This window comes from Pontibacter cellulosilyticus, assembly GCF_014306105.1.
Taxonomy (GTDB): Bacteria; Bacteroidota; Bacteroidia; order Cytophagales; family Hymenobacteraceae; genus Pontibacter; species Pontibacter cellulosilyticus.
Genome location: NZ_JACRVF010000004.1, coordinates 215,128 through 227,552, shown reverse-complemented (window position 1 = coordinate 227,552; position 12,425 = coordinate 215,128). Strand labels below are relative to the sequence as shown.

Genomic DNA, 12,425 nt, shown 5'->3' with positions numbered 1-12,425 from the left:
CAACGTCTAATGTCCCCGGCTCTAGTCAACTATTTTTTTATAATCACCTGTTGGGTGTATGTCTTGATACTATTGATGAGGTGTAAGTAATAAGTGCCATCAGGTAAGTCCAGCACTCCCATTTCAAAATCTCCTGAGTCGGAAGAAGCGACCTTCTTTAATTGTCCATATTGGTCGTACAGCCTTGCCTCGAGCGCCCTATCTTTACCCAGAGCCTTAACTGTGATCTTACTTGTCGCCGGGTTAGGGTAAACCTGAACAGAGTAGCTTAGGCTTTTGCCATCCTCACACTCATAAGTCGCCCATGTGGTGTTTCTGCTGGATACCCCGCAGCCATCGAACACCGCTTCTACTTGAATATAAAAGGAATTTCCACAATCTGTATCATAAACAGGAAAGCTGACTAAGTTTGATCCATTCGAAATGACTTTTACGCCGTCTTTGTACCAGTTGTAACTGCTCGCTCCGGGAACTTCATCAATGGAGCATTGAATCTTCCTAATAAGGCTTTCTGCAAATATCGAGCCTGGGTTCGATACGCCATAAACGTTAACAACATAAGGGCTGCTTACAGAGCCACATGCGGAAGCTGTCACTTGGAATGATCCGATACCTGAAATTGAGGCACTAAGCCCGTCAGCAGAAGGGACTACTTGTGTGTTAGAGTTAGTGGAGGTCCATGTGTAGCTGTGTCCTGGCTGAGGGTTCACAACACTTACGGTTTGGCTCTGACTGCCACAGACAGTAAGTGAGTTAGCAGTTGCGGAAAGCTGCGGAGTATAGGCTTTCCTGGTAATATTAACAGTATAGTCCTGAGCGTACAGGTATTCCGTTTCAGAGCATTTAAACACTTTCCTGAAGGTTACAGCCCCACCCGTATACGCATCAGGTTTCAGATGTATATTGTACTTGTAAAAATCTAAGCCATTAGAACTTTCCTTTCCTACATACACAACCTTTACAAACTGCCATCCATTGGGCAGCACAAAGGACTGCGGCCAGATAAAAGAGGCGTATTGTGATCTAACATAAGAGCTGGGCTCAGCATAGGTATATATAGTGAATACCACTTCAGCGGTGCTTCCGCAATAAATGTCAGGCACTATTGAGTGTGAAACGTTTGGCACAAGTATGTAGGTGTCGGGCTCGCTTGAACAATAAAGAGTTTCATGCTTCTGTGCCTTCAATGGTGATGCCAGAATCAGGAGGACGCAGAGTGCTGGAAATAGGAAAAAGTGTTTCATAGCAGAATATTTCTTAGTTTAAATTTTATATGTAAATATGGACATATGTTTTAATAAAGAAATGAGAATATTTCAGCTTCTGAGTAACATGATTAACAAATGGCTACGAGAGTGGAAATGCAGCTCTAAATAAGATAAATCAATATTTATATGGCAAATAAACAATAAAAGGTAACATACTATACATTTAACCATTAAAGAAATGCACATTTTACAGCTTGGAAGTAAGGTTATAAATGTATAATTAGGCATTTTAGTGAAAGCCGTATGACAGTTCTGTTAGACCACGAAATAGTAGGCCAAAGAGCTGTTTTAAAACACCTTTATAGCATTCCCACAAATGAGAATAAAAATTCTTTTACTGGTGATGGGGCTAGTTGGCTCTAATAGTTACGCTCAAGTCACTATTGACACAAGGCTAGGCCTCAACTTATCAAAGATTGCGCTAGACAGAGAAGAATCAGAAACTGATGGTTTGAAGCCTGGCTATTTTGGGGGAGTTTCTGCTCAGGTACGTCTGACAGAAAAGAGATTTGTTCGGGCAGAGCTACTCTACTCTGAGAAGGGGAATAAATATCCCCCTTCCACCTTGTCGCCAAGTGGTGCAGTCTCCTCTTTCCACTATGCATCGGTAGGTTGGTATCATGGTTTAAGCCCCGCTAAGCGCCTTTTCCTGATTATTGGTCCGCAAGTAGGTTACCTTCTTAGTGCTAGTACAAGGTTAGACAGCGGAGCATATGACATTACGGAGTATTACAACAGATTTGATGTTTCAGCTGAGCTGGGCATAGAGTACAGGGTTACACGGCGAATGGGCGTTGAGACCCGCTACAGCCACGGTTTCAAAGTAATAATGGAGCATAGGGATCATCACAGCTCAGGAGGGGCAAACACGGGAAAGCTTGATGGAGCACACCGCATGATACAGATAGGGGTTAACTACAGATTAAAGCTGGCAGATAGTGAATTTGAATAGAACTAAAAATTCAGATAGATCAACTTCGCAGTGCTTGATAGCAGGGACTCAGAGGGAGTGACTGTCCCTGTATTTTTTGCTGAAATTGTTATAAGAAAAATAATGATACTCATGAAGGCTCTTAGACTTACGGCTTTGCTACTATTAATCGTTGCTATAACGGCTCATGCCCAAGGAGAATTCTCACCTGAAACTATGGTAGGTCTCAAGGCAGGCATTAACCTTTCAAAATACAGCTTAGGATCATCTACACAGGAATGGGCCCAAGGATATTCAGCTGGAATAGTTTTGAGACATGTTTCGGAGCCAAAGTTAGGAGTTCAGTTGGAGCTCAATCTAGCGCAAAGAGACTTCGCAGAGAGAGTCGACACAACGCGAAGCTACAGAAAAAGAATAAACTACTTGGAGCTGCCATTTATGACACATATCACCCTCGGGAGAAGAAACACAAACTTTAATTTGAACTTTGGCCCGAGCCTTGGATATTTGGTTTCGAGCGGAGACAAAATACCTGCTTTTGATGAAGGAGACGATAGCTCTGAACACTACCCGAAGGAAACCGACACGCCATATCAATTAGGGCTATGCCTTGGAGCAGGTTTAATTCAGAAAACATCTTTCGGAGCTTTTAGCTTAGAAGGAAGGCTAACAAGAAGCCTCAACAGTACTTTCAAAACCGAAGATAATAGTGTCAGCTCACATAATACCAGTATTACTGTTACTGTTGGCTATCTCACCATGTTAAAGTCTAAGAGGAGGCCAAGAAGCTAAGAATTGCCGTTTAAGCAGGCAAAGGCAGATACTCGCTTGAGGCACAGTTTCTACTTTTCAAGAACCTGCGCAAGCCTCCTGACAAGAGACTCCTTATGAGCCCTTGTCACCGCCATGGATTGAATATCTGACAGCACTCACGCGTGTCTTTCTCGTGAAAGGGAGATTTCGTGAAACATGCTCCAGGACGTGTAGTGTCGAGTGACCAAAAGAGGATTAGCATTGAACGGCCTTCCACATCAGCACCGAAGCCTCTGCTATCAACGGGCACGTTGAGGGCCCCACATCTTGGCGAAACGGGCGGTCGATTCCTCCCAGCCCGCTCTTTCAGCCTTCCATGCAAGCGGGAAGGACAGAAAATAACCGAGAAATACTGCCAGGTGAAAGCAGAGGTTGCTACGCCTAGGGGCGGCCGTCGACAATGCAAAGCTCCTTTAAGAGCACGGCTGGCTGGCTCTGGAGGCATGGCGCATGTTCGGCAGCAACCGCTTGCAAATGGCGCCCTTTATCCCTATGTTTGAGCCTTCGGGCTTTCTGTGATTAAAAATATACCTTTGTAGTGGTTTGGCTCCCAAGAGTGCGCTATTAACAAACATTGCGTTGTACTATACTTATATAAATTAAAACACGAAAGATTGCGCCAATGGCAAAAGCGGGGCGCAGCCGAAAATCCGCTAGCAGGAAACCATTAAAGCATATATATGAAAAAAATTCCATTTCTGGCGGCGCTGATAGCGCTTTCGGCCACGCTAAGCAGTTGCGACAAGTGCGACAGCGAAAACCCGCGCGCAAGGATTCTCAACAACGGCACCGGTGAGGCCAGCGTCCAGATAAAGACCTCAGGGGGCAACACCGAGAACCTCAACAACGTCCCCGCCGGCGCCTCCTCCGACTATAGGGGGTACGGGGCGGGCATGGTCACCTTCACCGTCACGGTGGACAAAGCCGAACTCGTGGAGAGTGTGCAAATGAGCGAGTGCTATGAGTATGACATTACCGTCGATGCCAACAACAACATCACGACAACCGCACGGGATAGAAACGACTAATACCGGTTGAAAACACTTTCTTCACAACGCAGGGAGCGGCGCCGGCGCCGCCTCTTGCTTTAACCAGAAGGCCGGCGCAGAGGGCTTTCCCCAAGTTCATTAAACCACCTTCGAAATCACCAGCAGTTGCTTTCAATCTTGGAGGCCTACAAGATGGAAATTGAGGCATTTCACCCTTGCCTACTTCTTAATACCCCAATAATACACTATTCACTATTATTTTACCCTCTTTCACTTTAATAATTCATAAATTTTATACATATTATACTCTCTTGCGTAAGCTAATGTAAGACTGCCGTTAAATGGTCATTACAAGAAAGTAACTATCGGTGCGACAGCAGCTTAGAGCCCCTGTAACTTTAGTCAATTGCAATGACTGAAGGTGAAGAAGCAGGCTATCCTCCTGAGCCTGCCGAATAATGGCACTTGTGACTTTTTCTTTGGAAACTCGATCCCCAATTCCATTTTTTTTTTGCATGCCCCAACACCCGGTGCACTCTACACACTCATACACTTGTGACTCTAGTTTACCCTCTTGAGCCAAATTTCTAACGATAGCTAAAAAAGCTCATATGACAAATCCCTGCCTCACAGGAAAGGTAGGCCGGAATTCCTATTGCCTGCTTGCACAGCCTCCTTAGCTCGCCGGAGCTTAAATGGCTCCAGGGCTTCCGAAACAGCAACTGCGGCGCAACAGCCTGCTGCCTTACTCATTCCCATCCTCGGTCACACCTAGCTAGGAACAGCACACCCCAATAAATCGATTGAATTTTTGTAAAAAATTTACAGCTATGAAAGAATTCTCATGTCACACGAGCAGGGCGGAACACGTTCTCTCCAAGAAATAGCACCTGTGGTGCTATACCATGGTGTTACTAGTTGGCACTCTTCTCCTTGCCCCACTAACTGCCTCAGGGCAAGGGGCCCCTATCGGATCCCCCGGCACGGCGGGCGACTTTGAGATAGACGCAAACTTCCCTAGAAACGCCATGGGCCTGCAGGACTGGAGAACGGTCCTGAAGCCAGACCCAAACCCTGCAAACGCCGGCCTGATTATCCCTGGAAGAAGCTCGGTAGCCGATGAAAATGCCAGCTGGATCGTAGACGGAAACAGCGGTAACGCGGCGCCCCTCATTTACACAGAGCAAGAGGTGTTCAGAGGATCCAGTAACAAAAACGGTGACTATATCGGTCCTTTGCAGTCTCCCTACACGATCGAGACAGCCAGCCCGAGCACCCCGCAGAAAAACGACCTGACAAACATCTACGTCAGATCCAAAAAGATTGGCAATGACATCTGGCTGTTCTTCGGGGCGGAAACGCGCTCCGTGGACGGCACCAGCTACCTGGACTTTGAGTACAGCCAAAAAGGCATCGCTATGGCAAACGGCATGCTGACGGGTAACGCAAGCGCTTTAACCGGCGGCCGGACCCCGGAGGATACGGGCTCTGGCCAAGAAGGGGATGCCCTGTTTGTCGTGGACTTTTCCAAAGGAGGCAATCAGCCGGTTGTTGACGTGTATGAGTGGAAATCATCTACGAAAGGCAACAAGACCATTTTTTCGTGGGTGAAAATCACCCCGCCGGCCGGAAGCACCTTCATCGTCACCAACGGTGAGAACGTGGACGCAGCCGGTGCGAACACCGCCTTCTCTGGTGACGGCGCCCTTTCGAACACGTCTCTGGCCCTGCAATTCGTGGAGGGCGGGGTTAACCTGTCAGCGCTTGGGCTTGTAGGAGAAAGTGTGTGTGACCCGGAGGCCACCATGCTTGTGAAGACTCGCACGTCCAGCTCCTACACCAGCGAGTTGAAGGACTTCAATCTCTTCAACTTCACTATTTTGGAGCCAGGAACGCCTATTCCGGATGATGTGGCGTACTGCCAGGGCGATGCGGCCGATCCGCTGACCGCAACTTTGGGCGCCAATGGCGTTTCCTTGAGATGGTATGAGCGAACAAACGGCACCTACACCCTGCTTTCCGGAGCCCCTACACCAAGCACAGCGGTGGCAGGCGTTTTCGATGAAAAATATTACGTGTCACAGGTAACATCCGAAGGGTGCGAAGGCAGCAAGGTACCGGTAGAGGTGATCATACATGCCAAGCCGGTCGGTACAGCAACCTCCCAGGCGCTCTGCTCCAGTAGCATCGGCGGCACAACCGCCGTCTTTGACCTGACGGCCGAGAACACGACGGTAGTGGGCTCCACCGGCGCCAGCATAGAGGGCTGGTACGAGGCCTTCGACCCGGCCACTGGTGCCTTCTCCTCCCCGATCACGGACCCGGAGAACTATGAGTCGGCCACCGGAAACACGGTCTACGCCAAGCTCGTGGGCGCAGCCGCCGACGGCGGATGCGTGGGCGTGGCAGAGAATGACCTGACCGTGAACCCATCGGCAGCAGGACCGTCAGTCACCTACATTGCGCCTGAGTGTTACCAGACCACCTTCAGCGTAGAGGTAAACAACCCAGAGGCAGGCGCCACCTACACCATTAAGAACTCTATAGAGCTGGTATCGGGAGAGCTAAACGAGCAGAGCATCGTAGCGCAGGAAGGCCAACCGGTGATCTTCGCTAACAGAGTGCCTGGCACAGGGTACAGTGTCACAGCGACAGTCGGTGAGTGTATATCCGAGGCCACTGCCTGCGAGGTGCCCAGCGGGTTGACATCCCAAGCCACCGGCACTCTCCAAACAAAAGAGCAGCCCGAAGCAAAGGATCAGCTTACCGCCTACCCGATTCCTTTCTCAGAGAATGTAACGCTTGAATTCAAAGCCGAGCGGGACGGAAACTACCAGATCAACCTCTACGACATGAAGGGAACCCTAATCCGTCAGCTGAAGGCAGGCACAGCAAAGGCGGGCGAAGTCACCCAGATCGAGGTAAACGGCAGGGCCATGGCTGAAGGCATGTACCTGGCCCGTATGGTCAGCGGATCGGGAGCGCAAACGGTGAAACTATTAAAAAAGAGTAGATAAGCAGAAAAGATAAGCAGTGAGGCTGTTTATTAAGGCGGGGTGCCCGGGAGTTTGCTCCCGGGCACCCCGCGCTTTTCGGGGAACTAATATGTCCTCACTAGCCGGTGCGAGCCCGTTTTCAGCTCTAGCAGGAGCGCCAAACATGACTTTACCTACAGACAGAAGGCTACGGTTTCTAAAAATAACTGGAAGGACCAATCGCTCCATAGACTTTGGGTTGTTGCCAATCTTGGCGTGCTCCATGCAGCCGGAGAGACTAAGATGGCAGCCTTGGACACAGTTTCAGGTTTCGGATCGGTCGGTCAAATGCGTACTTGGCAATCCATTCAAGCAGTTGGCAGTGGGGCTTGCTTCCAACGGGAACTCGATAAAGGAAGCAGTGGAGCCTGGTGTTATTTGACCCGGGTATACCTCAATCAAGAAAGACAGCTTGACATGTGATTCAAGTACCCTACCCCTCAGACTTCAGACAACACTGCCCGCTGACCCACTAGCTATGCCTGTCTCCCGCCACTTAACCGAACCCAGCATAAAAAACCGCCACCCAATGGGCAGCGGCTTACATTTACAATTATGAAACAAATTAACGCGATAGTTTAGTTGACGTTAGTCGGCACGTCGTAGAAGCGCAGTTGTAGCACCTTCAAGCCGTTGTTGTCATAGCTCCAGTAGTAGTCCTCCAAACGGTCGTCAAACAGCGGCACGCGCACCACGCCATCCACGTTGTCATTCTCCAGGTCGGCGTAGATGTAGAGCAGGTCTCTTGACACGTTCGTGAACTTGGAGCCGCCCTTCTCGCGCAGGCTCACCAGCGACTCCAGGCTGCACACATCCTCCCCTGTGGTCGGGTCGGTGGCGCAGGTGGTCATGGTAGACGAGCCGCCCGGCTTGCCCAACGCACGCGCATACACCGAGTATGACGTAATTCCGTCGTTGTCCAGGTCAGCACTCGGCAACTGGAACAATGCGCCGTCACTATCCGTGCCGTTGGCGTCCAGCACGCGGAACGCGCCGTCCGTGAGGTCCGCGTTCTGCAGGTTAATTTTCGTGTTTCCCTCTAGGTCAACGAAAATGCGGTGGCCGCTGTTGCCGTCCATCGGGGCGGTTTTGCCTTTGGGCACACCAATGATATTAAGGGTGTAGTGGGCACCGCTCGGCGCGCCGTTTGCCTCCGATACGTTAGAGGCGCTCATAGGAGCTACTGCGTCCTGTTCTTCTGTGCAGCCTACGGCCAGTAATGCAGGAATTACCAAAGCACCTAGTAATGTAACTTTTTTCATAATAACTAAAATTTTAATGATTAAACATATAAACAGCTAATACAGACAGAGTTGGTCTAAAGTTACATATAAATATAATTATTTTTAATAGTCATATAATTTAATTAACAAATATTACACTCTTTCCAGAGCGCAATCTGTGGCAGACGCCGATAGCGCGCCGGGAAGGCGGCTTTTGCTGTACCGAAATAGTTTAAACTATTCCGGCATCGGCAAGCGGGGGGGCAGGTGACTTTGCGACGAGGCCGCCCTTTGGGATATTTCCGGGTTCAAAGGCCTATGATAATAGTGCGGGCGCTGTGGGCACAGGTGGGACTGCTCCAAAGGCTGTACTGGTGGGGACTTTTATGCTGATCGGTACCAGGCTAAAGCACAGGCGGCTGCCTGGCCGGCACCGCGGCGGGAGGAAGAGGAGGGACTGAGTCTAAGCCTTCCCGTGGCCGCTGGCGCGGCGGCACTTCAGGAACCCACTCGAAGGCCTTGGGCCGGGTCCGGGGAAACGAGCGCCCATAGCCTTGCCAGGCACGGCAGCAAAACCAGGCCGGGCTGTAGACCGTTATAGAGGAGACATAGTTTCCCAGAGGCACCGGTCGGCAAAGGGCGTCTCCATCATAGCGCCTGCCTGGCCGGCCGGTACACTCCCCTTGCCTGCAAGCTGGCAAAGGACTATCGTATGCGGCTTGCCGCCCCTCCGCCAAAGACCGCAGCCCAAAGGGGAGTGAGTTACTTTTTAACAGAGTCCCCTGAGGGCGCAGGCTCTCTCTTTCCCCGGCTTACTAATTAGCGCAGATGGTGTAGCACGCATTCCCGGCACCGCCCATTAAACCATTTCCTATGGCCCCGTTAAGGAAAGTGCCAGAAGTCAGACTCCTATTACTTCTGTGACTCCCGAGAGGCTCCTTTAACAAGGGGGGCCTCTCCTGCTTGTAGCTAGCGGCCTATTGCACCACCTGTAGAAAGGAAGTTATACCGGAGCCCTCTGTTCATTATTCCTACCACACAGCAATGCCCACCTGCTTTCACTTTCAAAGCCCCGCTGTATCAACTTAAGCCAGTCCTTTTCACTTAGCCCCCGAGTCTTAAGGACTGGTCTGGGGCTAAGTCTTCTGTGTCACCACTCCATTGACAGGTGCCAACGGAGTGGTGACACTGTGCCTGGAGACAGCGCTGCCTGGAGAGAATACTATAGAGCTACCAATTTGCCTTAGCTCTCTGCTGCAAGAGCCAGGTAGCGGTAGCAGGTGGCCCTGGAGATACTCAGAATCTGGGCGATCTCCTCCACGGTCTTGGTGCCGGTGTCAAACAGGATCCGGGCGGAATTGGCCTTCTCTAGCGCCGCCTTGGAGAGCCCCTGCGGCCTCCCCCCTCTCCTGCCTCTGGCCTTGGCCGCGTCCAGCCCGGCCTTGGTGCGCTCACGGATGAGCTCGCGCTCGAACTCGGCGAGCGAGGCGAAGACGTTGAAGGTGAACCGGCCCGTGGGCGTGGCCGTATTGATGCCGTCTTGAAGACTGACGAAGTCCACCCCCCGCTCCCGAAACTCCGCCACCAGGTCGATCAGGTCCCGGAGCGAGCGGCCCAGTCTATCGAGCTTCCACACCACCACCGTGTCGCCCGGCCGGAGATGGGCGATCATCTTCTCGAGCTCCGGCCGCTCCTTATTCTTGCCGGATTTTTTCTCTCTGTACACCTGCTCGCAGCCGGCCCCGGTGAGCGCGTCGAGCTGCAGCTCCAGTTTTTGGTCCTGTGTCGAGACCCTGGCGTAGCCTATCTTCATAATCTGTCTCAGTAACTCGTCTCAAATATAAGGAAAAGTTTTTGATTCATGAGACGGCAATTTGAGAATTTTAAAAATCTGGACTCCGTGCTGCTGGCAGTAATATGTAGGTTGTGATGGGGCGGCGTTCTATGTCTCAAATAACGGCCGTTTTATGAGATGACGGTGGCAGGCCAGGAACCTTGCCTCGTCCTGAAAAGAAGTTTAGAAGTATGATTGCAGATTCCAAGAATCTAAAGAATAACATATTTGTTAGTACACAGTTCAAAGAATAAATCTAACAGCTGCTCTCAGCCAAAGACCTGATTCTACTCAAAGGTTTATTCCTAGTAAACTTAATCCTAGCTTCAAACAACATATGGCCAGTATGGTGATGTGCTATACAAAGTGTAGCAGCACCCAAAGCGCTATCCGTTGACCAGTAAATTATTTTGATGCAATTTGCCTTTTACCTCGTCAAACTCCCCGTTTTCAAACTCAACAAGCAATTTCATGAGCCTCTTCTTCTCATTTTCAGCCTCTGCTCCCATTGCTTTCATCAACTCCCCAATGCGAACTGCTGCCGCGTAGAGTTGTTTCTCATTTGTAATCGCTGTTAACTTCATGATATAAACGAAATGTTAACAAATGTTTAAGCAATCGTTCAGTACAAAGTAACAAAATTCTTACGAACTAAGCAGATATTACAACATTATATTAGCTCTAGCTTCCTCCCTCCGCCTTCCCTTAGGCTGACCTTCGAAGTATCTTCCATGTGCTTCCAATACGACCACTACTTCTCAAAATGTTCACTCTGATCAAGTACCACTTGAAAGACAATCTGAGTTAGAGGCGTGGAGCAGGTAGGTTATCTGAGTGAACTGCACTCATTGCCTTTTATTCAAGGAAGGAGGAGCTGATGGCCGTTTCTAATGTAGAGGTAATAAACAAAGCGAATAGCTATAGAAAGCACTCCTGCTTAAGCCATTCATAAAGTATGAGTTGATAATAGAACCCCCTGTTACGTCTTTACAGATTTGAAAAAAGCCACCAGCTTGACCGGAATACCTCAGTCAACACCAGTTAGAAATGGCACGCGTACTTGCCGGCACTTATGCAGGACAAGAACAAGATTTTCAAAAGCCTTGCCTTTGCAGCAGGCAAATATGCTGATGCTCTTCATTAAATTTAAAGATCTTGTAAACCCTCTTCCCCTTTACAATCAAGTCAGACAAGTTCAGGAATTGATGAGTAGCAGGACCGACTTGGTTAAGGAGTGCTATTGTTCCCAAAATCATAGAGCCAGCTAGCTAACATCAAAGCTGCAGTTAATGAAGGACGTCCATCATAAACGGCATTCAACCTAACAGCAAACATACATTACGATTATATAACGTTACATAGCAGGCTTTTTATAAACGCTCCCCTACTTTCGCAGCATAGTTTTCCACACATGCGTATTAGTAGCTTCAATACCCCACGTTCATTCCGTACAAAAATCCTCTTTAGTTTTCTGTCGTTAATCAGCATTCCACTAGTGTGGGTTGCTTTTACTTTTCCTGAGTGATAAGCAAAAGCAATTCCAGTACTTCTCCAACAGCTTTTCCGCCGCTCAGCACCAGTACTAGGAAAATAACCAGCACCTTCAGTACGTTCTGCTGAGAGGCTACCACGAACCCTCATTTTGGATAATTTTATATCCAAGCCCTTTACCATAGAGGAACTTACTAAGGTCATTCCGGAAGCTGCTGCAAAACTAGGGGTGGAAAACAACGCCTCAGGCTCTTATTGATAACTGGACTGTTAGCTCTTTGTGACCTATGAAAAACTAATGGAAGACTACACGAATAGACGCTAGCTGCCAATCCAATTATACTAATAGCACTTAGGCTGTGACGCAAGCTTTACCCTCTTCACATTAAGAAAAGGTAAACAAGCAACAACTAGTTTAATGGTATGTTAAAGCCCGCTTTTCTTTAAGGCAACATTGAAAGCATAGCTTTGCATTGAACAACTAATGAGCAATTAAACGATGTTGGATTACGTCAAAACAATTCTACTGAAAGTGAGCTTCGACAAAACGCTGTTTGAGAAAGAGCTAAAGAAAGGACTGAAAGCACTTGAAGAACATGAGATGGTGCTGCTGAGGCAATGGTGCTATGAAAAGTTCTCCAACATTTACCAGCCGATCCTTCTCAACACCTTCCCTAGCATCGATGCTGCCTAGCTAAAATCAAGTTTAACAGAAATAAACTTAAAATGCACTTTATGCTTATTTCATCATCAACGACAACAGGTAACGTCTCTTACCTGTTACTGATCTCAGCAAAGAGATAATGTAACTCAAATAAGTTAACTATATAGTAATGTGTAC

Annotated in this window: 10 protein-coding genes; 5 read left to right on the top strand and 5 right to left on the bottom strand. The window is 48.9% G+C overall.

Annotated features, from left to right (window positions below):
- Positions 1 to 29: 29 nt before the first annotated feature.
- Positions 30 to 1,244: a T9SS type A sorting domain-containing protein gene (locus tag H8S84_RS14260; RefSeq protein ID WP_187068033.1), complete on the bottom strand. Its 1,215-nt coding sequence runs from the start codon at positions 1,242 to 1,244 to the stop codon at positions 30 to 32.
- A 340-nt stretch (positions 1,245 to 1,584) separates the two neighbouring features.
- Between H8S84_RS14260 and H8S84_RS14255 the strand changes: the two genes are divergently transcribed.
- The 4 genes from H8S84_RS14255 (at position 1,585) to H8S84_RS20000 (ending at position 7,018) form a co-directional block, all read left to right on the top strand.
- Entirely contained in the window at positions 1,585 to 2,220 is a 636-nt protein-coding gene (locus H8S84_RS14255; protein WP_187068032.1) for a porin family protein, read from the top strand.
- A gap of 30 nt (positions 2,221 to 2,250) precedes the next feature.
- Positions 2,251 to 2,991 (top strand): porin family protein, encoded by a 741-nt coding sequence (locus tag H8S84_RS14250; protein ID WP_187068031.1) that lies wholly within the window; start codon positions 2,251 to 2,253, stop codon positions 2,989 to 2,991.
- 701 nt (positions 2,992 to 3,692) lie between these two features.
- Complete coding sequence (locus H8S84_RS14245) at positions 3,693 to 4,040, top strand: hypothetical protein (protein WP_187068030.1); 348 nt, start codon at positions 3,693 to 3,695, stop codon at positions 4,038 to 4,040.
- 989 nt (positions 4,041 to 5,029) lie between these two features.
- Positions 5,030 to 7,018 (top strand): T9SS type A sorting domain-containing protein, encoded by a 1,989-nt coding sequence (locus H8S84_RS20000; protein ID WP_222621667.1) that lies wholly within the window; start codon positions 5,030 to 5,032, stop codon positions 7,016 to 7,018.
- Between the two features lie 596 nt (positions 7,019 to 7,614).
- Here the strand turns inward: H8S84_RS20000 and H8S84_RS14235 are convergent.
- The 4 genes from H8S84_RS14235 to H8S84_RS20220 form a co-directional block, all read right to left on the bottom strand.
- Entirely contained in the window at positions 7,615 to 8,298 is a 684-nt protein-coding gene (locus H8S84_RS14235) for a hypothetical protein (RefSeq protein ID WP_187068029.1), read from the bottom strand.
- A gap of 1,204 nt (positions 8,299 to 9,502) precedes the next feature.
- Complete coding sequence (locus tag H8S84_RS14230) at positions 9,503 to 10,072, bottom strand: recombinase family protein (protein ID WP_187068028.1); 570 nt, start codon at positions 10,070 to 10,072, stop codon at positions 9,503 to 9,505.
- A 407-nt stretch (positions 10,073 to 10,479) separates the two neighbouring features.
- Complete coding sequence (locus tag H8S84_RS14225) at positions 10,480 to 10,677, bottom strand: hypothetical protein (protein WP_187068027.1); 198 nt, start codon at positions 10,675 to 10,677, stop codon at positions 10,480 to 10,482.
- A gap of 924 nt (positions 10,678 to 11,601) precedes the next feature.
- Positions 11,602 to 11,724 (bottom strand): hypothetical protein, encoded by a 123-nt coding sequence (locus H8S84_RS20220; protein ID WP_262890237.1) that lies wholly within the window; start codon positions 11,722 to 11,724, stop codon positions 11,602 to 11,604.
- A gap of 359 nt (positions 11,725 to 12,083) precedes the next feature.
- On the opposite strand from H8S84_RS20220, the gene H8S84_RS14220 reads away from it, so the two are divergent.
- Positions 12,084 to 12,278 carry a hypothetical protein gene (locus H8S84_RS14220; RefSeq protein ID WP_187068026.1) on the top strand — a complete coding sequence of 65 codons (195 nt, stop codon included), beginning with the start codon at positions 12,084 to 12,086 and terminating at the stop codon, positions 12,276 to 12,278.
- Positions 12,279 to 12,425 lie beyond the last annotated feature (147 nt).